At 62.0% G+C, this 22,990-nt stretch carries 16 protein-coding genes; all 16 read left to right on the top strand.

Translation table 11 applies throughout. From position 1 onward, the window contains the following. The first annotated feature begins 14 nt into the window (after positions 1–14). The 16 genes from ACUM6F_RS07155 (at position 15) to ACUM6F_RS07080 (ending at position 22,872) form a co-directional block, all read left to right on the top strand. Positions 15–623: a biotin transporter BioY gene (locus ACUM6F_RS07155; protein ID WP_425622210.1), complete on the top strand. Its 609-nt coding sequence runs from the start codon at positions 15–17 to the stop codon at positions 621–623. Next, entirely contained in the window at positions 616–1,014 is a 399-nt protein-coding gene (locus ACUM6F_RS07150; RefSeq protein WP_445348812.1) for a DUF1284 domain-containing protein, read from the top strand. The genes ACUM6F_RS07155 and ACUM6F_RS07150 overlap by 8 nt, the downstream gene beginning before the upstream one ends. A 347-nt stretch (positions 1,015–1,361) precedes the next feature. Continuing rightward, positions 1,362–5,213, top strand: a complete 3,852-nt coding sequence (gene cobN / locus ACUM6F_RS07145) for a cobaltochelatase subunit CobN (protein ID WP_445348833.1) — start codon at positions 1,362–1,364, stop codon at positions 5,211–5,213. A gap of 59 nt (positions 5,214–5,272) precedes the next feature. Continuing rightward, entirely contained in the window at positions 5,273–6,355 is a 1,083-nt protein-coding gene (locus ACUM6F_RS07140; protein ID WP_445348811.1) for an ABC transporter substrate-binding protein, read from the top strand. Next, positions 6,331–7,449 (top strand): FecCD family ABC transporter permease, encoded by a 1,119-nt coding sequence (locus ACUM6F_RS07135; protein WP_445348810.1) that lies wholly within the window; start codon positions 6,331–6,333, stop codon positions 7,447–7,449. Before ACUM6F_RS07140 ends, ACUM6F_RS07135 begins: the two co-directional genes overlap by 25 nt. Positions 7,450–7,588: 139 nt before the next feature. Continuing rightward, positions 7,589–8,653: an ABC transporter substrate-binding protein gene (locus tag ACUM6F_RS07130; protein WP_445348809.1), complete on the top strand. Its 1,065-nt coding sequence runs from the start codon at positions 7,589–7,591 to the stop codon at positions 8,651–8,653. 29 nt (positions 8,654–8,682) lie between these two features. Continuing rightward, complete coding sequence (locus ACUM6F_RS07125; RefSeq protein WP_445348808.1) at positions 8,683–11,058, top strand: copper amine oxidase N-terminal domain-containing protein; 2,376 nt, start codon at positions 8,683–8,685, stop codon at positions 11,056–11,058. Positions 11,059–11,132: 74 nt separating this feature from the next. Further along, positions 11,133–11,957 (top strand): ABC transporter ATP-binding protein, encoded by an 825-nt coding sequence (locus ACUM6F_RS07120; protein WP_445348807.1) that lies wholly within the window; start codon positions 11,133–11,135, stop codon positions 11,955–11,957. Then, the gene (locus tag ACUM6F_RS07115; protein WP_445348806.1) at positions 11,954–12,919 is read left to right on the top strand and encodes an ABC transporter ATP-binding protein; all 966 of its coding nucleotides are present in this window, start codon (positions 11,954–11,956) and stop codon (positions 12,917–12,919) included. Before ACUM6F_RS07120 ends, ACUM6F_RS07115 begins: the two co-directional genes overlap by 4 nt. Before the next feature lie 13 nt (positions 12,920–12,932). Beyond that, entirely contained in the window at positions 12,933–13,709 is a 777-nt protein-coding gene (locus ACUM6F_RS07110) for an ABC transporter permease (protein ID WP_445348805.1), read from the top strand. Then, positions 13,709–14,467, top strand: a complete 759-nt coding sequence (locus tag ACUM6F_RS07105; RefSeq protein WP_445348804.1) for an ABC transporter permease — start codon at positions 13,709–13,711, stop codon at positions 14,465–14,467. Before ACUM6F_RS07110 ends, ACUM6F_RS07105 begins: the two co-directional genes overlap by 1 nt. Positions 14,468–14,492: 25 nt before the next feature. Then, entirely contained in the window at positions 14,493–18,125 is a 3,633-nt protein-coding gene (locus ACUM6F_RS07100; RefSeq protein WP_445348803.1) for a cobaltochelatase subunit CobN, read from the top strand. Further along, entirely contained in the window at positions 18,109–20,154 is a 2,046-nt protein-coding gene (locus ACUM6F_RS07095) for a putative cobaltochelatase (RefSeq protein WP_445348802.1), read from the top strand. Before ACUM6F_RS07100 ends, ACUM6F_RS07095 begins: the two co-directional genes overlap by 17 nt. 12 nt (positions 20,155–20,166) lie before the next feature. Continuing rightward, positions 20,167–21,285 carry a magnesium chelatase ATPase subunit I gene (locus tag ACUM6F_RS07090; RefSeq protein ID WP_445348801.1) on the top strand — a complete coding sequence of 373 codons (1,119 nt, stop codon included), beginning with the start codon at positions 20,167–20,169 and terminating at the stop codon, positions 21,283–21,285. 18 nt (positions 21,286–21,303) lie between these two features. Further along, positions 21,304–22,143, top strand: a complete 840-nt coding sequence (locus tag ACUM6F_RS07085) for an ABC transporter ATP-binding protein (RefSeq protein ID WP_445348800.1) — start codon at positions 21,304–21,306, stop codon at positions 22,141–22,143. Continuing rightward, positions 22,144–22,872, top strand: a complete 729-nt coding sequence (locus tag ACUM6F_RS07080; RefSeq protein WP_445348799.1) for an ABC transporter permease — start codon at positions 22,144–22,146, stop codon at positions 22,870–22,872. The last annotated feature ends 118 nt before the right edge of the window (positions 22,873–22,990 follow it).

Raw genomic sequence — 22,990 nt, 5'->3', positions numbered from 1 at the left:
TTGACTTGCAGGGTGTGTTCAGTCTACGGGGTTATGGCAGCAGGGCCGTCCGGTGGTTCGAGGAGCTGCCCTTTGCGCACAAGCTGGCGCTGTCCGTAGGTTTTGCGGCTCTGATCGGCGCCGCCGCGCAGGCCCGCATTCCCGTGCCCTGGTCGCCGGTGCCGATAACGGGACAGACCTTTGCGGTACTGCTGGCCGGAGTGCTGCTGGGGCGCGGCTGGGGCGGCTTCAGCGCGGGCGTCTACGTGGCGGCGGGCGCGGCCGGCCTGCCCTGGTTCGCCGGGCTCAGCGGGGGTCTGGCCGTCCTGGCCGGCCCGACGGGAGGCTACCTGGCGGGCTTTGTCCTGGCGGCCATGGCGGTAGGCCATGCGGTCAGGAGATACGCCTGGGCGCGTACTCTGCCAGGGCTGATCGCGGTAATGACGGCGGGGAATTTTATCCTGATTCACGGACCGGGCCTTGCCGTTCTCTCCCTGTATACGGGGGTTACCGACCTGGTCAAGCTTCTCTGGATGGGGACAATTCCCTTTATCCCGGGTGACCTGACCAAGATCCTGGCGGCCGCGGCGGCGGCCTGGCCGTTCCTGCCGCTGGAAAAGGGCGCCGCGTCGCAGGATGGCTGAACCGGTTGTTCTGCGGGCTCACCACCTGCTCTGCGCGGGCGAGTTCCGCGGGCTGGGCTATACGCCCGTTTTCGTTGCCAACTTCGCGCGGGTTCTCGCGGGGCTTGCCGGTCGGCCGGCTGCCCGGGTACGGTTGACTGACGGGACCGATGTGATCTGTGCGGCCTGTCCCTGGCTGGTTGAAGGGAGCTGTGTCCGAGACGGCGGCGGGGAAGCGGCGGTATCCCGCCTGGACGGCCTGGTGCTGGCGCGGCTCGGACTGGAGCCGGGCGCGACGCTGACATGGGCGCGCCTGCGCGGTCTTGCGGACGAGCGGGCCGACCGCGCCTGGCGGATGAAGGTATGCAGGGAGTGCTCGTGGTTTGGGGCTCCCTGCTACCAGGCCTTATAAGGATATAGGTCGTTCAACGAACGCCAGTTAAAGAGTCATGGTTGAGAGAGCCTGCTGCATTGCGGCCTACGCCAGGATCCATATCGAGGGTCCTGCAGGGTACAAAGAAAGTTGAGTATCCTGCGGTTGATTTTCCTTCTTGACAGGTCATCCAAATCCGGGTTAAACTTCCCGTAATCAGCGGTACGAAGCCGCGCGAAGAAAGCAGACTTTTATTAGACATCCGTGTTATTCATATGAACCGGATATAGAAGCGTTAAAGAGGGACCACGAAGGTTACCGCCTTTGTGGTCTTTTCTTTTTTAGTTTTAATGCTTTTTTATCGGTAGGGAGGGGAAGCCGTGTATATGATCACCGCTATCGTGTGGCACAGCCACAGCGCCACGCTGCGGAAGGCCGCGGCGAAAGTCCGGGACCATCTTGACGTTAAGGTCTACTCCGCCCGTTACTTGCAGGAGGGGAAGGACGACCTGGATGCCGCCCGCGCGGACCTGGCGCAATCCGACCTCGTCTTTCTTTACCGTTCTACGGGCGAGACCGTCTGGGAAGAGCTTGAGGGCTTCATACGAGAGCTTGACCGACCGGTGGTCTGCGTAGCCCATGACCCGGCGCTCTGGGCGCTGTCGACGGTCCCGCCCGAGGTGGTGGCCAAATGCTACGCCTACATCGTGCAGAACGGGGAAGAGAACTTCGCCCGGATGCTCCGCTACGTAACGGCGGTAGTCCTTGGGGCGCCCTTTGAAGCGGAGGAGCCGTTGGTCCATCCGTGGGAGGGGATCTACCACCCCGACGCGCCCGACCACTTTGTCGCAGTGGAGGATTACCTGGCCTGGTACAAGCGGCGAGTCCACATGGTTGGGCTCCTTTTTGCCCGCAACCAGTGGGTCAATAAAACCCTGGCCGTGGAGGACGCCCTCATCCGGGCGCTGGAAGCCAGGGGCCTGGGTGTCATCCCGGCCTTTTGTTACTCGCTTAAGGACGAAGGTTTGGGCGCCAAGGGGTCCGGCGAGGTGGTCCGGGAGTATTTCCTGGGGCCGGACGGCCGACCGCGCATCGCGGGCATGGTGAAGCTACTTTCCTTCTTCCTTTCGGCCCGTGCCAGGACGGACGATTTCCTACGGGAGGGCGTGGCCGCCTCCGGCATAGAGTTGTTGAAGCAGCTTGGCGTGCCGGTCTTCCAACCCGTTGTCTCCTTCTACAAGACGATTGATGAGTGGGCATCCGACCCGCAAGGCTTAAGCCAGGATCTCTCCTGGTGCGTGGCCCTGCCCGAGTTCGAAGGGGTCATCGAGCCGGTCTTCCTGGGCGCGGCCCGCAGGGAGGGGGATCTCGAGGTCAGGCAGCCGGTACCCGAGCGAGTGGAGCACATCGCCGACCGGGTGGCTATGTGGGTGCGCTTGCGGGGAAAACCGGCGACCGAACGCCGGGTCGCCTTCGTCCTGCACAACAACCCGTGCGCCTCGGTCGAGGCCACGGTGGGCGGCGGGGCCAACCTGGACACGTTGGAGAGCGTGGCCCGCATCCTGAAACGGATGCAAGAGGCCGGGTACACAGTCGAACCGCCGGCGAGCGGAAAAGAACTTATTGATACCATTATGAACCGCAAGGCCGTTTCCGAGTTCCGTTGGACCACCACGGACGAGATCGTTAGTAAGGGCGGGGCCCTGAAGCTGATGCCCGTCGAGGAGTACAGGGAGTGGTTCGATACGCTTTCGCCCAAGGTGAAAGAGCGGCTGATCGATGCCTGGGGGAACCCGCCGGGCGAGCCGAAGAACGGCGTCCCCGCGGCCATGGTCCACGATGGCCAAATCGTTATCACCGGCGTCCGGTATGGGAACGCTGTGGTCTGTGTGCAGCCCAAGCGCGGCTGCGCCGGCGCCCGCTGCGACGGGCAGGTCTGCAAGATCCTGCATGACCCGGATATCCCCCCGCCGCACCAGTACCTGGCCACCTACCGGTGGCTGGAGCGGGGGTTTGGCGCCGATGCAGTCGTCCACGTGGGCACGCACGGGAACCTGGAGTTCCTGCCGGGGAAGGGCGTGGGCCTGTCGGGCGACTGCTGCCCGGATCTTGCCGTCGGGGCGCTGCCACACCTCTACATTTACAACGCTGACAATCCGCCGGAGGGCACCATCGCTAAGAGAAGAAGCTACGCCGCTTTGGTGGACCACATGCAAACGGTCTTTACCCAAGGCGGGCTCTACGACGAGCTGGCCGAACTTGACCGGTATCTTGAGGAGTACGAGCGGGCGCGGGTGGCCGACCCGGCTCGCGCCCACACCCTTGAGCACTTAATCATGGAGGAGATCAAAAAGGCCAACCTCGACAAGCAGATCCCGCTCGACGGCGGGCACGAGAACTTTGCGGCCGTGGTGGATAAAGCCCATGCGGTACTCTCCGTTATTCGCAACACGCAAATCCAGGACGGCCAGCACATCTTCGGCGAAATTCCGCAGGGGGAGCGGCGCATAGACTTCCTGAATGCGGTCCTGCGGTACGACGCCGGAGAAGAGGTTTCGCTCCGGCGGACGGTGGCCAGACTTATGGGTCTCGAACTGGCCGAGCTTCTCGCTGACCAGGGGCGTTTTTCCATGAGGCATGGCAAGTCTCACGGGGCGCTTCTGGAGAAGATCGACGCGGCTTGCAAGGCCTTCATCGGTATCTTCCTCAAAGGGCGGCCCGTTGCGGGTGACGATCTGGCTGCGGTGCTTGGCGAGGATCTTTTGGTCCCGGAGCGCCTTGAAGAGCTGAACGTGCTCCTGCCCCGCGTCCTCGACCTCAACCAGCGTGTAGAAGCCTCCCGCGAAATCGAGGCGCTCCTTGACGGCTTTGCGGGACGCTACATCCCCGCCGGCCCGTCGGGGCTCATCACCCGCGGCCGGGACGACGTCCTGCCCACGGGCCGCAACTTTTATTCCCTTGACCCCCACCGGGTGCCCACCAGGGCGGCCTGGGAGGTGGGGAAGCGCCTGGCCGAGAAGGTGCTGGCGAAGCACCTTACCGAAGAGGGGCGCTACCCGGAGAATGTTGCCCTCTACTGGATGTGCAACGACATTATGTGGGCCGACGGCGAGGGGCTGGGGCAGATGTTCTACCTCCTCGGTGTGCGGCCGAAGTGGCTTCCGAACGGCCGGGTGGCCGGCGTCGAAGTCATTCCCCTCAAGGAGCTCGGCCGGCCCCGCATCGACCTGACCGTCCGGGTTTCCGGGATCACCCGGGACAACTTCCCCAACTGCGTGGAGCTGTTGGACGAGGCCATCCAGACGGTGGCGGCGCTGTATGAGCCGCCGGAGAAGAATTTCGTCCGCAAGCACACCCTGGCGCAACTGGACGGGACGGCTGAAGATCCCCAGGCCTGGCGGGACGCCACCCTGCGTATCTTCGCCTCCAAACCAGGCACCTACCAGGCCGGCGTCAACCTGGCGGTCTACGCCTCGGCCTGGAAAGAGGAAAAGGACCTGGCGGACGTCTTCGTTTACTGGAACGGCTACGCTTACGGGAAAGGCGTTTTCGGCAAAGAGGCTTTTGGGCAGTTGCAGGCCAGCCTCAAGACGGTGGACGTTACCTACAACAAGGTGGTTTCCGATGAGCACGACCTCTTCGGCTGCTGCTGCTACTTTGGCGCCCACGGCGGCATGACCGCCGCAGCGCGGGTAGCCTCTGGTAAAGATGTCCGCACCTACTACGGTGATACCCGCGAGCCGGAGCACGTGGAGGTCCGTACACTGGCCGACGAGATCCGGCGGGTGGTCCGGACGAAGCTTTTGAACCCGAAGTGGATCGAGGGGCAGAAGCGCCATGGCTACAAGGGGGCCGGTGACATCTCGAAGCGCGTCGGCCGCGTCTACGGTTGGGAGGCCTCCACCCGCGAGGTGGACGACTGGATCTTCGACGACATCACGCGGACCTTCGTACTGGACGAGGAAAACCGCAAGTTCTTCGCGGAGCACAACCCCTGGGCCCTGGAGGAGATCGCCCGGCGGCTGCTCGAAGCGGCGAACCGCGGCCTCTGGGACGCCGACCCCGAGATGCTGGAGGGACTCAAGGATGCTTACCTCGAGATCGAGGGGTGGCTCGAGGAGCGAATGGGCGACGTCAAGGGCGACTTCCAGGGCGGCGCCATCGACATCCTGACCGCCGAAGAAGTGGCCGACTGGGGCGCGAAGATGCGGGAGATCAAGGCGAAGCTCGGCGGTTAGTCAGTGTGATTTGGCCCGTACCGTAGGAATTATTGCTCATTTTCAAAGGGGGGCTTGTCGTGCGGCGATGGTGGTTTGTCTGCGGGATTGTGGTTTTACTGTTGACCGTACTGGCGGCCGGGGTCCTGCCCGTGCTGGCGGGAACGCAGCAAAGGATCACGGTTACGGAGCAGTTTGTTGCGCCTAACGGGAAGATCGAAAAAAAGGCCGTCCGGGTCCCCTGCCCGCCGAAGCGGGTGGTGGTTTTGGGCGCTTATCCGGCCGAGATGATGAAGGCTCTCGGGGTTGAGAAGGCGGTGGTCGCCGTTGACAATCACACCAAGGAAAAGACCCAGTGGCCGGAATATGTGGTTAAGCTTCCGGACGTCGGGAGTTCGTCCACTCCGAGCGTGGAGAAGATCATCGCGCTTAAACCGGACCTGGTCATCGAGGCGTTTATGAAGCCTGGGCTCAGGAGCCAGCTTACGCGCGCTGGGATCCCCGTCCTCAGGATTTACGGGTACAAAACCGAGCTTATCCCCACGGAAATCCGCACCCTGGGCCTGGCTTTCGGCTGCCGGGCGCGAGCCAACGACTACGCGGCCTATATCGAGAAGCAATGGAGCACGGTGCGGGAGCGGACTGGGAAGCTCAGCCCCCGCCAAAAACCGAAAGTCTACTGGGAGTCCAGTCTCGGCGACTGGAAGTCCCACGGCCCCGGTTCGGGAGCGCACCCGCTCATCGAGTGGGCCGGGGGGACCAACATCTGCGCCGGGCAGGATTTCTCTTACCCGACGGTGACTCCGGAGTGGGTGGCGGCGAAGAATCCGGACGTAATCATCAAGTACCTTAAACGCGAGCAGGCGGGCTGGACGGTCAAGGGCACGAAAGAAGATCTGCAGAAGTTGGAAGACCTGCGGAGGCAGATCATGTCCCGTCCCGCGCTCAAGAACACGAAGGCTGTCAAAAACGGCCAGGTTTACCTGATTTCCGACCTCATCACCTGCGCGCCGCAGGGAGCAGCCGGGGAGTACTACATCGCCAAATGGCTGCACCCGGAACTCTTCCGGGATGTGAACCCGGAGGCGGCACGAAAAGAGATGCTCGAAAAGTTTTACGGAGAGGAGCTTAAAGGCGTATGGGTGTACCCGCCGCTGAAGTAGGCAGCACGGGGCCGGAGATGAGTCTGGCCGCGGTAAGGGCCACTTACTCCCGCCACACCGGTCGTAAGGCTTTGCTGGTGGCGGCCCTGCTCGGCCTGACCGGCGCCACCGCCCTGGTGGCCACGGCGGTAGGGGCCGCCGGGATCAGTGTCGCGGACGTCTGGCGGGTGATACTGGCGCATCTGGGCATCAAGACGGCACCGGTGAATGATTTGGCCCAGACGGTGGTCTGGGAGATCCGCCTGCCCCGCATCCTGCTTGCCACCGTTACGGGGATGAGCCTGGCCGGGGCCGGGGCGGTGATGCAGGGGGTGCTGCGCAACCCCCTGGTCTCGCCCTACACGATGGGGCTTTCCAGCGGCGCGGCCTTCGGAGCGGCCCTGGCCATCGTCCTGGGGACGGGCCTGGTGGGCGGGAACTACCTCGACGTATCGCGCTGGCTCATCGTTACCAACGCCTTCATCTTCGGGGGGTTGACCACACTCCTGGCTTTCTCCCTGGCCCGGTTCAAGGGGATGGCGCCCGAAACGCTGGTCCTGGGCGGAGTGGCCATTGGTTACCTCTTTCAGGCCGGGGTATCGCTTTTGAAATACATCTCCAATAACGACGCCCTGAAGGAGCTCGTCGTCTGGCTGATGGGCGGCTTCTGGGGCGCCGACTGGCAGACGGTGGCGCTTCTTACCCCGGTGGTGCTGCTCTGTATGGCCGGACTCTGCCTTTACGCCTGGGACCTCAACGTTCTAGGGGCGGGGGAGGATGTGGCGGCCAGCCTGGGGATCAAAGTGGGGCGCCTGAGGGTTTGCACCCTGACTCTGGCTACCCTTGCTGCTTCGGCCACCGTGGCCTTCACCGGCATCATCGGCTTTGTCTGTCTCGTAGGGCCGCACATCTGCCGCATGCTTGTCGGCAGCGACAACCGGTTCCTGATTCCCTGCTCCTGCCTGATGGGCGCGGTGCTCCTGCTGGTGGCCGATACACTGGCGCGGACCATCATCGCGCCGACCGAAATCCCGGTCGGCATCATCACCGCGCTTATGGGCTCGCCCTTCTTCGTCTACCTGCTGATCAGAAAGAGACGCCAGTGGTGGGGGTAGAAAAAGAGGTTGGATTTAGAGGGTAGAGGTTTGATGTTGGGGTTTTAAATGGCGGTTTCGAACTTAGAAGGGTGGTGGGAAGTCATAAGCGCGGTTATGAACAGGCTGCTCACCCGGGGTTGGACGAGGAGGGTCTTCGATGCTAAAGAGTAAGAAAGTGGCGCTTTTCTGGTTATTAGCGGCGTTTCTTTTTGTCTTATTGGGTGGGAAAGGCATTCTTCCGTCGGAGGCGGCTGGAGTGACCGTTCTCGCGCCGCCGAAGCGGATCAGCATTAAAGATTCCCAGGGCCGGACGGTGCGCGTTCCATCCCCGCCGAAACGCATCGTCTCGGTGAACTCCGACGTCACCGAGTTGATCTGTGCCTTCGGCGAGAAAGACCGAATTGTTGGTGTCGCGGATACCGCCGATTTTCCGCCTCTGGTTAAGGATAAGCCGAAGGTCGGTAAGGCCTTCACCCCGAGCGTGGAAAAGATCCTATCGCTCAAGCCCGACGTGGTCTTCGGCTACGGCAAGTTTTTGAAGCCCGAGATCGTGGCGCAGCTCGAGCGGGCCGGCGTGCCGGTGGTGCTGCTTGACTGCTACAAGGTCAAGACGATGGCGCAGGATATCCGTACCCTGGGGCTGATCCTGAATCGCCAGAAGGAAGCGGCGGCTTATATCGCCTACTTCGAAAAGTACCAGAGGCTGTTTAAAGACCGGACGAAGGATATCCCGCTTGCCAGAAGGCCCCGGGTTTATCTTGAGGGCTACACTGACTATTCGGGCAGCGGGCCGGGTTCGGGTGCTGCCGAGATGCTGGACACCGTCGGAGCACGGAACATTGCGGCGGTTCTGCGAGTGCCTTACCCGAAGGTGAGTCCCGAGTGGGTGGTGGCGCAGAGCCCACAGGTAATCATCAAGGCCTGCGGCAGCTCGATTCCCTCCGGTTACGACGAAAAGCCCGAGGCGATGGTGAAGAAGCGGGACGAGATGATACGCCGCCCCGGGTGGGATAAGATCACCGCGGTACGGCAGGGAAAGGTTTACTTGATCTCGAGCGAAATTTACACCGGTCCGCGAGCGATCGTCGGCCTGGCCTATTTCGCGAAGTGGCTCTATCCGGACCTCTTTAAGGATGTTAATCCGGAAGCCATCCACAAGGAGATGCTGCAGAAGTTTCACGGGATCGAGCTTAAAGGGGCTTACGTTTATCCGGAAAAATAATGCAACGCTGCTTCACAGGTGTAATTACAATGCTTAATTTAGCTGGAGGAGGGTTTTTCTTAACAATGAAGCGGTCGCGTTTAATCCTGCTGATCTTTGCCGTGGCGTGCGTCCTGGTTTTAGCCCCCGCCGGCGCTGCTTTCGCGGCCACCACGAATTCGGCGCTCTGGTGCCCGAACGTGGCGCCGGAGAGCACGGCGCAGCTAGGTACGTTGCGGATTGTAGAATCTCCGGCGGGGGGGAGCATTAAACCTGGCGATTGGGTCAGCATCAGTTTGCCTTTGTACGTCGAGATACAGAAGTTAACGGTCAGAACCCCATCTTCAGGTACCCTTGTTGCAAGCGTTAATGCAAGCATTTCTGTTTCCGACAACGGCTTTAGCGTTTCAACGGTGCCGGGTACGGTTTATGCTTTCGGGGAAGAGGCTCCACTTAAAGTGAATGAGCTAAATGTTTCGGTAGTCAACAGAAATACACTTAACCTTACTGTTAAGAAACAACCTTGGGACCCATTGGCGTCCACTTTGACTATGCTGGTTTTATGGGATGAGATTAAGATCAAACCTGTAACCCCCGAGGATCTCGAATCCTCCGACATCAAAGTTACGCTCGATGCGCCTTCGACCGCCGGCTTCTCTTCCGGTTCGGTGACCGTGGGCAAGCTCCTTACCGCCGGCGGGAGCACGATCACCGCGGCTTCGGTGGCCGGTATCACCGGGATCGGCGGGGGAATCGCCGACATCACCCTCAAGGAGGACGTGGCCGGGGCGCTGAAAGTGAACAAAGACGTCTTCCCCGGCGGCGATACGGTGAAGCTGGTCCTGAGCCCGGGTTTTACATGGGACACGGTGACCCTCATCCTGCAGGGGGGTTTTGCAGGCGGCAGCGTGGACAAGGCTGTCCATACCGAGAAGAACGGGTGCAGCGCGCTGTACCTGAAGATCAACACGGCAACCACCTCTCAACCCGGGCAGCTGGTGATCAAGGCTTCGGTTAAAGCCAACGAGCCCTTCACCACCGCCCGCGACGTGAAGGTCACCTACGGCGGCACCAACCCCGGCGTGGGCGGGGAGAGGATCGCCGAGGTAACCGTGGCGAAGTACCTGGTCTCCGGTTTAAGCGTGGCCGCCAGGAGCACCCTCGACGCGGTGGCCGGGCGGCTGAACCAGCAGATCGGGAACTTCACCGTCGCCGAAGGGATGCCGGGGAACCTGCGCAGAGACAGCTTTATCAGCCTTACTCTCCCCGAGGGGGCGAAGTGGAACCGGCTGCCCACCATCGGGCGCGAGGCGGGGGACGGCCAGCTCCGGTACCACAGTACGTACGACAAGGGACGAACAGTTCTCTACTCGGTTTACCAGGCCGGCACATCCCGGACGATCTTCTGCTTTAAAAACGCCACGGTGGACCTGGCGGTCTACGCGCCGGAGGAACTGAGCGTGACGCTGAAAGGCCCCGGCATTGAGGATACTGTAACCGTAGCCCAAGTACAAACACCGGTGGCGATTTCTGCCGCAGGCGGGACGGTCCGCATCGGGGCGCGGGAACAGGCGGCCGGCGCGGTGACCATCCAGGAAAACCTGGTAGGGGCTTTACGGGCGCGCGACGCCGCCGGGAACCGGGCGGTCTTGAAGCTCACCCTGCCCTCGGGGGTGTACTTTGCCCGGAAACCCGCGGTAGCGGTAACCGCGGGCGATCTAAAGCTGTACTCGGATGGGGTAAGGTTTGAAGATAACGACCGGACGCTTGCCATCCCGGTGGAACTTTCCAGCGCCACGGCGGTGGAAAAGCCGGCGCCGGCCGGCACGGACAGCGCTTCGGAGACTGATGCGGGAACGGTCTCCGAACAAGTCGGCAGTACAGTCACAATTAAGGACATTTTCCTGACCTTGGACCGCAGGGTGGCGGAAGGCAGCATAACTGTCAAAGTAAGCGGCAGCGCTCTGAGCGAGACGATGGATCTTTTTACTTCATCACTGAACGAGTTGGTTTTAGTCTTAGCTAATTGTACGGAAAAGACAATCAGGCCGGAGGCGGTCTTTACCGTCGGCACCAAGAAGTACCGGGTCGGGAACGAAGAAAGGGAGATGGACGTAGCGCCCTACATCAAGAACGGCCGGACCTACGCTCCGGTAAGGTACCTGGCCAACGCGGCAGGGCTCGCCGACAGCTGCATCCCTTGGAGCGCGCAAGACCAGACCGTGACGGTCGTCGTTCCCGGGGAACGGATAATCCAGTTCAAAGTGGGGCAAAAAGCCTACCTGTTGCAGAGGACGCCCATCCCCATCGACGTGGCGCCGGAAATTGTAAACGGCCGGGTGATGCTGCCTTACCGGTTCGTGGCTGAGGCACTCGGGCTCGAAGCCGGTTGGGACGCTGCAACCCGGCAGGTGGTTATCCGTTAGCCCGGATGGCGAATGCGCCGGTGGGGGCAAAACAGCCGAGAAGGATCAACATCAATTGCGCGGGAGAGGGTATTATGCGGCTTCAGATCAAGGGGGTTTCCTTCGCCTACGGGAGCGCCCTGGTTCTGGACAACATCGCGTTCAAGGTGCGGGCCGGGGAGACGCTTGGAGTGGTGGGTCCGAACGGCTCCGGGAAGTCGACGCTCCTGCGCTGCCTGGCGCGGGTGCTCAGGCCCCGCGCGGGGGCGATCCTGCTGGACGGGAAAAACCTTAACGCCCTCCACGGGCGGGAGATCGGCCGGTGTCTGGGGTACGTGCCGCCGCCGGGCACGGGGCAAGCCTTTCCCTGTACCGTGCTGGAAACGGTGCTCCACGGGCGCCGTCCCTACGTTACGTGGGGGGTGAGCCGACGCGACCTGGCGGTGGCGGCCGGCGCGCTCGGCTACCTGGGTCTCACCGGACTGGCGGAGCGGCAGCTCAACGAGCTCTCGAGCGGCCAGCGGCAGAAGGTGCTCATCGCCCGGGCCCTGGCTCAGGAGCCGGAGGTTTTTCTGCTGGATGAGCCCACGGCCACGCTGGACATCCGTTATCAGCTCGAGGTCCTGGCCCTCATAAAGGACTTCGTTACGCAACAGGGGCGGGTGGCGGTGGTTGTCCTGCACGACCTGAACCTGGCGAGCCGCTTCGCTGACCGGGTCCTGCTGCTCGGCGAAGGGCGGATTTTCGCCGCCGGCGTTCCCAAAGAGGTATTCACGCCGGAAAACGTGCGCGCGGTCTACGGGGTGGAGGCGGTGGTAACCGAAACCCAGTGGGGCCTCCAGGTAACTCCGGTGGCGCCGGTGGGCGCGCCGGCGGGAGAGGAAGCCGCGGAAGGGCCGAAGGCGGCGGTACGAGCGTGAGTGACGGGAAAACCCGCGGGGATTCAGTGCCTTTACCCGTTGGGCGGCAGGCGGCCGCGGCCCTTCCCCCGCCGGGCGGGGAGCCCGCGGTTCCGGAAATGGCGCGGCCCGAAGCGGCGGCCCTGGTGGTGCGGCAGGTGGTCAAGCGGTACGGCGCGGTCACCGCAGTGGACGGGGTAAGCTTCGTCGTCCGCCGGGGCGAGGTGTTCGGGCTCCTGGGCCCGAACGGGGCCGGCAAGACCACCCTTATCCGGATGCTCACCACGCTCACGCGCCCCACGGCGGGGGAGCTTTTCGTCGGCGGCGAGAGCGTGGCCGGGAACCCGGTGGCCGTAAAGCGCCTGATCGGCGTGGTTCCCCAGGTTAACAACCTCGAGCGGGAGTTAACGGCGCGGGAGAATCTGGTACTGCACGCGCTCTTGCACCGCCTGCCTAAAGGATGCCGCGAGCAGCGGATTCAGGAACTCTTAGAGTATGTGGGTTTGAACCACCGGGCGGGCGACCGCGTCCAGAATTACTCCGGCGGGATGGCCCGGCGGCTCCTGATTGCCCGGGCGCTTTTGCACCGGCCGCCCATTCTGTTTCTGGATGAGCCCACGGTGGGGCTTGATCCGCAGACCCGCCGGAAAATCTGGGATTTGATTCAGCTTATGAACCGCGACGGCGTTACGGTTCTTCTCACCACGCACTACATCGAGGAGGCGGAAAGCCTCTGCCACCGCGTTGGGATCATCGACCGGGGGAAGCTCATCGCCCTGGGCGCGCCGCGGGAACTAAAAGCACGGTTGGGTACCTTTTGCGTGGAGTTTTTCGCCGGGGAAGAGACGCGGCACGCCTTCTTCGGTACGCGGCAGGAGGCCAAGGCTTACGCCGGCACCCTTGCCGGGGACGTGACCGTCCGGCGGACGAACCTCGAGGATGTTTTCGTGGAATTTACCGGCCGGGAGATCCGGCGCGGGTAGGTGGGGTAGGGTGGTGCAGGCCGCTATCGAAAAAAAGCTCTGGCACGAAAGGCTTTATCCTGCCTGGCTGCCGCTGGTACTGGCGATGGGGTTGGTCTGGCGGCGGCGCTGGTGGCGGTTTCTGGTGGGGGGGCTGAATCGGCCGTTAATTTTCTTGTTGCTTTTTGCCTGGAACTTCAAAGATGCGGCTGTGGGGGCGGAATACCTCCGGTTTCTCGTTCCGGGACTGGTGGTGATGGCGGCGGTTACGGCGAGCTACAGCGATCTGGTCAACTGGTTTACCCTCCGGCGCGCTTTTTACCGGGTGTTGGACGAGTACCTGCTGGCCCCGGTTTCCACTGGTTCCCTCCTCGCGGGGCACGTCCTAGCCGGGGGAGGCAAGGGACTGCTGACGGCCCTTGCGGTTTGCCTTGCCGGTTGGGCAGTCGTGGGGGGCCTGCGGTTTTCCGCCCTTTTCCTGGTCCAGCTTGCCGTGGTCTGTCTCCTCTTCGCCTCGCTGGCGGTGGCGGTAGCCATGATCGCCGGCGGGGACAAGGATGTGCTGATGTTTACTAATCTGATAGTTTTTCCGATGACCTTCTTCTGCGGCACTTTTTTCCCGGTGGAACAGTTGCCGGGAATGTTAGCCAAGCTTGGCTGGTTTTTGCCACTCACCGCCGGAACTTATAACCTGCGGGCGCTGGCGCTCACGGGAACCGGCCAGTGGGACTGGTTCGGGCAAAGCCTCGGCTGGCTTACCGGTTTTTACGTGCTGGCTTACGTGCTGTTGAATTGGAGGCGACAAGACTGATGCGGGAGTTATTCTCCGGCTGGTACCCGATCGTCTGGGAGGAGATGGTTTACTGGCGGCGCCGCTTCTGGCTTTACCTGGCCGTATATACGCTCTCGCCCCTCATCTTTCTCCTGACTTTTGGTTTCGGCGTGGGGCAGCGGTTGAAGATGCTCGTTCCCGGCGGGATGGCCTATCTGGAGTTTCTGGTACCGGGTGTGGTGGCGCTGGCGGTTTTCAACAACGGGGTGACCTCGGTTACCGTCCGGATGTTCTACAACCGCCTACACTTCAAGAGCTTCGAGGCCTATCGCCTGGCGCCCGTCGAGAACTTCACCGTCTGGCTCGGGTATACCCTCTCCGGCGCCCTGCGGGGGCTTCTGGCGGGGGGGATCGTCCTCGGACTGGTGCTCCTGTTCGTTCCCGGCTTTCGTCCGGCACCTGCCGGAATCCCATGGCTTCTGGCGGTTGCCTTTTCCTGCGGCGCCTTCGGGGTTTTTCTGGGACTCTGCCTGCGCTCCTTCGACGACCAGACGATGATCAGCGAGTTCGTCATCGTGCCCATGACCTTTCTCTGCGGCACGCTCATCCCGCTCGAAAGGCTTCCCGAGGTCCCGCAACACCTGGTGTGGTTTCTCCCGCTGACCCCGGCGACGCAGGTCCTCCGGGATGCCTTGACCGGAGGGATGCCCTCCTGGACGGTGGTGGGGTTGCTTGCCGGCTGGACGGGGATCTTCTTTGCGCTGGGAATGTGGCAGCTCGGCCGCCGCGAGGATTGAGTTTTAACTTTAAAGGGTGAAAACGGTGAACAGCTTTCTTCTGCTTAGCACCATTGACAATACTCGAGAACTCAGGGAAGCGCTGGCAGAGATCGGGGCGGAATACGGAGAAATTCTTTCGGTCAAAAAAATCTATTTCTCCGACTCGGAGCGGGGAGCGATTGATCCGGTAGAGTTGGAAGAAGCGGTAAAAAGCGCCCGTGTTATCCTCGTGGATATCCGCGGGCAGACGGAGTTCACTGACCAACTCCGGGAGTTGATAACCGGGAGCGCCGCCACGGTGGTGGTTCTAGTCGGCGGCAGCCGCGACATTCTTTCCCTCACCCGGATGGGTTCTTTTTCCGGGGCCGATCTTCCCCGGCGCGAGGGGCGCTTTGACATCGAGGCCTACCTTAAAGCCAGGAAGTTTGCCGAGATTGCCAAAAAACTGGGGTCGGTTCTTCCCGTGGGCAAGCTCAGGCACATGCGCAACTGGGTGCTGGCCTGCGAATATTACGCCGAGGGCGGCAAGGAGAACCTCAAAAACCTGTTTCTTTTCCTGCTGCGGGAATACTGCGGGGCTAAGGTAGAGGTGAGGCCGCCGCAAAAAATGCCCGACTGGGGGATCTGGTGGCCTCCTGATCGCCGTTTTACCGACCTGAAGGCTTTTAAATCGTCCGTAGGATGGGACGAGAGCAAGCCTACCGTGGGCATTTTCTTTTATGGCGGCATGCATTTTGCCGACTGTACGCCGGTGGTAGAGGCGCTGGCGAAGGAGTTGCGCGGCGAGGTCAACCTCATCCCCGTTTTTTCTAAGGTGGAGTACAACCTGACGGCTCTCCGTTCCTGCTTCTTTGACGGAGGGCGTCCAACGGTAGACCTCGTGGTTAACCTGCAGTACTTCCGGTTGCACGGCGGGCCTTACGGTGGGGTGCCCGAACCAACCTACCGGTTGCTGTCCGAACTTGGCGTTCCGGTGCTGACGGGATTTCGGTCTTACACGACGGAAATAGATGAATGGCAAAGAGACAACCGGCTGAATCCTCTAGAAACTACCCTCGGTGTTATGTTACCGGAGCTTGATGGCTGCATAGAGCCGGTTTACGTGGGGGGACTCGCGTCCCTCGGGAAAGACGGGCTCTTGGGTGGGGAAGTAAAGGAAGTCCGAGCCTTGCCCGAAGGAATAGAGAGGCTTGCCGGGCGGGTTCGGAAGTGGCTTTGGCTGCGGCGCAAGCCCAACGCCGAGAAAAGGCTGACTATCATCCTATACGACTATCCCCCGGGCGAAGCTAACCTGGGTAACGCCGGTTATCTCGATGCGCTGGAAAGCCTGCGGGTCTTTCTCGAAAAGCTGGTAGCCGCCGGGTACCGGGTGGAAATTCCGGCGGGGGATTTGGGGGAAGTTCTTTTATCCAGCGGCGTGGTGAACACGCCTGAGTGGAAGGTGGCTTCTTCCGGGATAGCAGTGGATGCGGAGGTCTACCGCCGGTGGTACCACGAGCTGCCGTCGGATTTGCGGGCGCAAATCGAAAGGCACTGGGGAGAACCACCGGGAACCGTAATGGCCAGGAATGCCCAGATTTTGATTCCCGGCGTGGTGGCAGGCAACGTTTTCATCGGCGTGCAGCCGTCGCGCGGTGTTCACGAAAATCCCGAGAAAGCCTATCACGACAAAGAACTGCCGCCTCACCACCAGTACCTCTGTTTTTACTGGTGGTTACAAAAAGAATTTCGGGCGGACTGCATCGTCCACTGGGGAATGCACGGCACCTTGGAGTTCACCAAGGGCAAGGATGTTCCGGTGTCGCGCCGCTGTTTTCCGGATACTCTGGTCGGCAATGTTCCCCACCTCTACTATTACTGGGTGGGGAATCCCTCGGAATCCACCATCGCCAAGCGGAGAAGCTACGCGGTGACGGTTTCCCACGCCTCGCCGCCGGTAATTGCTGCCGGTCTTTACGGCGAGTACTTAGAGCTGGAGGAACTGCTGGCCGAGTACCGGAAAGCCGAGGGCCGGGATAAAGAGACCCTGGCTGAGGCGGTTAAAGAAAAAGCGCAGGCGCTCTCCATGCCGACCGAGGATTTGGCAGAATTGGAAGTCTATCTCTACCGGATGAAGAGGCGGCTTATCCCCAAAGGTTTGCACGTTCTGGACAGGCGACTTGCGGGAGAGGACTTGATTGCCTACTTGACGGCCCTCATCCGGTTTGACCGGGAAGTGCCTTCATTTTACCGGATGGTGGCCGAGAGAAAGGGTTTTTCCTACGAGAGTCTCGCTCGGGAACCGGAGGCATTTGTTGCTGTTGACCGCGAGGTACACCAGGCAATCGGGCGCTGGCTGGCGGGCGACGAAAAAGCCCTGCCGCCGGAAATAGGCCGGTATCTTGCCGGGGTGAGGGAAAACATCGCCCGTTCGCAGGAAAGCGCGGGGCTTCTTTCCGTATTGGATGGCCGCTATCTTCTTCCTAACTTAGCCGGAGATCCGGTGCGTTCGCCTGAGGTTTACCCTGTCGGCCGGAATATGTACGAGTTCGACCCGCGGCTCATACCCACCTCCCTGGCGCTAAAACGCGGGGAAGAAGCAGTAGAGGCTATTCTGGAGAGATTTTACCGTACGCACGGACGCTACCCGGAAACAGTGGGGATGGTGCTGTGGGGGTTTGAGACCCTGAGTACAGGAGGCGAAACCGTAGCCCAAATCCTGGCTTATCTCGGCGTGCGCCTGGTCCGGAAGGAAAGCCCCTGGTTCAAGGAACTGGAGCTTATTCCTCTGGATGAGCTCGGCAGGCCGCGCATTGATGTTCTGGTAACCATCTGCGGCATCTTCCGCGATATATGCGGCCCCCAGATTGAACTGATCAACCGGGCAGTAGAACTGGCGGCCTGTGCCGCGGAGCAGGAAAAGATGAATTTTATCCGCAAACACAGTTTAGAAGCGGAAGCAGAATATGGTGGTGTCAGCCGGGGACGGGTATTCGGGCCCCATGCTACGGAGTACGCCACGTCAATGCGGGCGCTGGTGGAGAGCGGGGTCTGGCGGGAGGAAAAGGAGCTTGTAGAAAGTTATGACAACTCTATGTGTCACTGCTATCACCGGGGCAAGGTCCAGGAAAACCGTGCGCTTTTTACCAGGCTCGTTTCCACGGTTGACGTGGTTTCGCAGGTAAGGCACAGCACCGAATACGAATTTACCGATCTCGACCATTATTACGAGTTTTTTGGCGGACTTTCCCGGAGCGTGGCGGAAAAGAAAGGAAAAGCTCCCGAACAATGGGTGGTGGATACCACAGAGGAGATTACCGAAATGGCCGATGTGGGCCTGGCGATTGACCGGGCGGTGAGGACGCGACTTTTCAACCCCAGGTGGATTGACGAAATGCTGGAGCATAAGTACCACGGTGCCCAGAAGATAGTGGAGCGTTTGGAATACCTGATCGGCCTTAAGGCCACCACCGGCCGGGTGAGCGAGTGGGTTTTCCGGGAAGCGCTCCACCGCTTCCTGCTGGACCAGGACATGCGCCGCCGGTTGGCGGAGAACAACCGCTTTGCCGCCTTAGAAATAGCCAAACGTATTGGTGAAGCCATGCGCCGGGGCTACCTCAGCTGTGGAGACGAGGAGTCGACCGGGTTCCAAAACGCGGTGCTGGAACTGGAGGCCTGGATTGAAGAAAAGACTTGAGGTGGTCGGACCCATGCGCTACGTCTACCCATTTACGGCCATCATCGGCCAGGAGAAGATGAAGCTGGCCCTGATCCTGAACGCTATCAATCCACGCCTGGGCGGGGTGCTGGTACGTGGGGAAAAGGGCACGGCCAAGTCCACGGCGGTGCGCGCGCTGGCGGCGCTTCTGCCGGAGATCGAGGTGGTCGCCGGTTGCCCCTGCAACTGCGACCCCCGCGACGCGGCGCGGCTCTGCCCCTTCTGCCGGGAGCGCCTGGCCGCCGGCGAAGAACTCGTTTCCGTCACGACGCGGGTCCCGGTGGTGGACCTCCCCGTTTCAGCCACCGAGGACCGGGTGGTGGGGAGCCTGGATTTCGAGTACGCCATCCGGCACGGGCGGCGGCGGTTCGAACCGGGGATCCTGGCGCGGGCCAACCGCGGCATCATCTACGTGGACGAGGTGAACCTCCTGGACGACCACCTGGTGGATGCCCTGCTCGACGCGGCGGCCTCCGGGGTGAACGTGGTGGAGCGGGAGGGGATAACCTTTGCTCACCCGGCGGCTTTCATCCTGGTGGGGACCATGAACCCCGAGGAGGGGGAACTCCGGCCGCAGCTCCTCGACCGCTTCGGGCTCTGCGTGCCGGTGGAGGGGGTGGACGATCCCGCGGCCCGCGTGGCCATCGCGCGGCGGCGGGAGGCCTTCGATAACGACCCGCTGGAGTTCCTGGCCGCCTTCGCCCCCCGGGAGGCAGGACTGCGGGAAGAGATCGTCCGGGCGCGGGCGCTGTTATTCCACGTGGAAGTCCCCGCGGCGGCAGTCCGGCGCGCCGCGGATCTGGCGGCGGAGGCGCTGGCGGCCGGGCACCGGGCGGAGATCGTGCTCGCGCAGGCGGCGCGGACGCTGGCGGCCTGGGAGCGGCGGGAAACGGCGACGCCCGAGGACGTGGAAAGGGTGGCCGAACTGGTGCTTTACCACCGGCGGCGCGAGGCCCCGCCGCCCCCGCCGGAGCAACCCGAGGAACAAGAACCGCAGGAACCGCCGGAGCCACCGGAGGAAGAGGAGCAACCGGACGAGCCGCCCCACACCCAGCCGAACGATCAAGGCGAAGAAAGTAGCGGGGACATTGCGGCAGGCGGTTACGACCAGCCAAACAGTAATTCGTCCCCTGAGTGTGGGGCGCCGGCGGTCGTCGCGGAAACGGTTTTCGCCGTCGGCGAACCTTTTCGCGTAAAGCGCATCGAGTACGAGCGCGACCGCGTCCTACGCAAGGGTTCCGGCCGTCGCTCGCGCACCAGGACGCCGACGAAGGCGGGCCGGTACGTGCGGGCCACGCTGCGCCGGGAGCGGAACGACCTGGCTTTTGACGCTACCCTGCGGGCGGCCGCTCCGTTCCAGAAACGGCGGGCCAGGGACGGCGTGGCCATGGCCGTCGAGTCCCAGGACATCCGCGAGAAGGTGCGGGAAAAGCGGATCGGGAACTTCCTGCTGTTTGTGGTCGACGCGTCCGGCTCCATGGGGGCGCAGCAGCGGATGGTGGCGGCCAAAAGCGCGGTGCTGTCTTTACTTCTTGACGCCTACCAGAAACGCGACCGGGTGGGGATGGTGGCCTTCAAGGGCGACAGGGCCGAGGTGCTGCTGCCGCCCACCAACAGCGTGGAACTGGCGGAAAAACGCTTGGCCGAACTGCCCACGGGGGGAAGGACGCCGCTCGCCGCGGGTCTCTTAAAAGCCTACGAGGTGGCCCGGGCCCACCTTTTCAAGGATCCCAACCTGTCTCCCCTGCTCATCGTCATCTCCGACGGGCGGGGAAACGTGGGCCTGGGCGGAGGAAACCCGCGCGAGGACCTGCGCCGGGTGACGGCGCTCGTTCACGAGGAGGCGCGGATCAAAACCCTGATGGTGGACGTGGAGAAGGACGGTTTTCTTTCCTTCGGCCTGGCCCGGGAACTGGCCGCAGTCCTGGAGGCGGAGTACTACAAGATTGAGGACCTGAAGGCGGACGCGCTGGTGGAGGCGGTCCGCGCACTACAGGATAGACGATAGGAGGCTTCTAACGTGCAGGAATCCGGCCGGTATGTTTACCCCTTTACGGCCATTGTTGGACAGGAGCCGATGAAGCAGGCGTTGCTCCTGAACGCCGTCAACCCGAAACTTTCCGGTGTGCTCATCCGCGGCGAGAAGGGCACGGCCAAGTCTACGGCGGTAAGGGCGCTGGCCGCGCTGCTGCCGGAGATCGAGGTCGTGGCCGACTGCCCCTTTGGCTGCGATCCCGGCGACGTCACCGCCATGTGCGGGAGGTGCCGGGAGCGGCTGGAGGCCGGCGAGGAACTCCCCCGGCGGCAGCGGCAGATGCGGGTTGTGGACCTGCCTGTTTCGGCTACCGAGGACCGGGTGGTGGGCACCCTCGACATCGAGCATGCCATCAAGAAAGGCGAAAAACGGTTTGAACCCGGGGTCCTGGCCGAGGCCAACCGCGGTATCCTCTACGTGGACGAGGTTAACCTCCTGGACGACCACGTGGTGGACGTGCTGCTCGACGCGGCGGCTATGGGCGTCAACACCGTCGAGAGGGAGGGCGTTTCCTTTACGCACCCGGCGCAGTTTATCCTGATCGGGACCATGAACCCTGAGGAGGGGGAACTGCGGCCGCAGCTCTTGGACCGTTTCGGCCTGTGCGTCAACATCACCGGCGTGGCCGATCCGGCGCTGCGGGTGGAGATTGTCAAGCGGCGGGCGGCCTTTGAGGATGACCCGGCGGGGTTCGTCGCGTCCTGGGAGGAAGAGCAGCATAAGCTCAGGGAAAGGATCGTCGCCGCCCGCCGCCTTCTGCCGCAGGTCGGCATCAGCGACGAAATGCTTCTCCTTGTCGCCAGGACCGCCGTTGAAATGGGCGTGGACGGCCACCGCGCCGACCTGGTGATGATGAAGGCGGCCAAAACGAACGCCGCGCTGGAAGGGAGGACCGAGGTGACGGAGGCCGACATCCGGGAAACCGCGGAACTCGCCCTTTTGCACCGCATGCGCCGCAAGCCCTTCCAGGAATTAGGCATTGACGAGGGGAAACTGGCGGGGGTATTGGGCGCCCACCGGCACGCCCACAGCCACTCTCACGAACACGTTCACACACATTCTCACAGTCACGCGCTCAAGTCTCATGTACAGAAGCGGCGTTAGAGGAGGAGGCAGACGCGCTTGATTGAGATCAAGGGTCTCACCAAGGATTACGGCCGTATCAGGGCTGTGGACGACCTGCACCTCCGAATCGAGCAGGGCGAGATCTTCGGCCTGCTCGGCCCCAACGGGGCCGGCAAGACCACCACCGTCCGCATGCTGACCATGCTCGCGCGCCCTACGGCAGGCGAAGCTTATATCGCCGGCTGCGAGGTCCAGCGCGACCTGGCCAGGGTGCGGCAGGAGATCGGGGTGGTGCCGCAGCACATGAACCTCGACCAGGAGCTTACCGCGCGCGAGAACCTGGAACTGCACGGACGCCTGTACAAGATGCCGGCCGCCGAACGGCGCAAGCGCATTGATGAGCTTCTCTGTTTCGTGGACCTGCAAGAGCGGGAGGGTGAGCTGGTGAGCAGGTTTTCGGGCGGGATGAAACGCCGCTTGATGATCGCACGGGCGCTGATGCACCGGCCGCGCGTCCTTTTCCTGGACGAACCGACCGTGGGTCTCGACCCGCAGACCAGGCGGCGGATGTGGGACCTGGTCCGCCAGATGAACCGGGACGGCGTTACCGTCCTCCTTACCACGCATTACATTGAGGAAGCCGAGGCACTCTGTCACCGCGTAGGGATAATGGACCGCGGGAGGCTGATCGCCCTGGGCTCGCCGGTGGAGCTTAAAGAGCGCGTGGGGCGTTTTGCGGTCGAATCCTTAAACGGGGGACAGACGACCCACACCCTTTTCGGCACGCGGGAAGAGGCGCTTGCCTTCGCTGGTCGGCTGGATGACGGGGTGGTTATCCGGGAAACGAGCCTGGAGGATGTTTTTGTGCAACTTACCGGACGCAGGGTGGGTGGTTGAATGGACAGCTACACGGTGTTTTGGCGCGAGATGCTGGTTTTTAAGCGTACTTTTTGGAAGTTCCTCGCCTCGAGGTTGGTCAGCCCCATCCTGTACCTGGTGGCCTTTGGCTGGGGCCTGGGCCGCAGTATTGTAACCAGCGGCGGGTCTTACCTCGACTTCGCGGTTCCCGGCATTATCGCGCTGAGCGCGATGACGGTCAGCTTCAACGCCGTCGGGGTTTCCCTAAACATGAGCCGGCTTTACCATAAGACGCTCGAAGAATACCTCCTTGCCCCCATCAGCCCCTTTTCTTTCACCCTCGGCAAGGTGCTGGCCGGGATGGTCCGAGGAATTGTGGGTTCGCTTATCATTCTGGTTCTGGCCTATCTTTTTGGGGCGTACTTTGAACTGGGCTTCTGGGTTTTCGCAGTCATTTTTCTCACCTGCGCCCTCTTTGCTGCTTTGGGAGTTGTTGCTGCGATGACCGTTTCTTCCCACGAGGACATGTCCAACTTCAGCACTTTCGTTATTTTGCCGATGGCTTTTCTGTGCGGGACCTTCTTCCGGACCGAAAAACTTCCCGGGGTGATTGCCGACGTTATCTACATCCTTCCTTTGACCCACGCGAGCTATTCCCTGCGCTCTCTAGCTACCGGTGAAGGTTTGCCACTTATTTCCTTCCTCGTGCTTTGTGGGTATCTTATCCTCTTTTTTACGGTGGCGGTTCGGGTGATCCGGCGGGTGTAAAAAGAAAAGTCTTTCTACTAATAACAATCGTGTTTGGCCTGTGATGTTATACAACGCTGTAAAACTTGACGGGCCGGCGCCGCCCCTGTATAATAACTCTTGTCGTTGCGCTAATCCG

It is taken from the genome of Desulforudis sp. DRI-14 (assembly GCF_052618305.1).
Note: the sequence above shows the minus strand (reverse complement) of the source record. Positions and strands in the feature narration are given on the sequence as shown.

Bases quoted from the DNA above. Each gene is read 5' to 3' on its own strand.
- ACUM6F_RS07150 (WP_445348812.1), top strand. From the start codon at position 616: ATGGCTGAACCGGTTGTTCTGCGGGCTCACCACCTGCTCTGCGCGGGC.
- cobN (WP_445348833.1), top strand. From the start codon at position 1,362: ATGATCACCGCTATCGTGTGGCACAGCCACAGCGCCACGCTGCGGAAG.
- ACUM6F_RS07135 (WP_445348810.1), top strand. From the start codon at position 6,331: ATGGGTGTACCCGCCGCTGAAGTAGGCAGCACGGGGCCGGAGATGAGT.
- ACUM6F_RS07130 (WP_445348809.1), top strand. From the start codon at position 7,589: ATGCTAAAGAGTAAGAAAGTGGCGCTTTTCTGGTTATTAGCGGCGTTT.
- ACUM6F_RS07125 (WP_445348808.1), top strand. From the start codon at position 8,683: ATGCTTAATTTAGCTGGAGGAGGGTTTTTCTTAACAATGAAGCGGTCG.
- ACUM6F_RS07120 (WP_445348807.1), top strand. From the start codon at position 11,133: ATGCGGCTTCAGATCAAGGGGGTTTCCTTCGCCTACGGGAGCGCCCTG.
- ACUM6F_RS07105 (WP_445348804.1), top strand. From the start codon at position 13,709: ATGCGGGAGTTATTCTCCGGCTGGTACCCGATCGTCTGGGAGGAGATG.
- ACUM6F_RS07080 (WP_445348799.1), top strand. From the start codon at position 22,144: ATGGACAGCTACACGGTGTTTTGGCGCGAGATGCTGGTTTTTAAGCGT.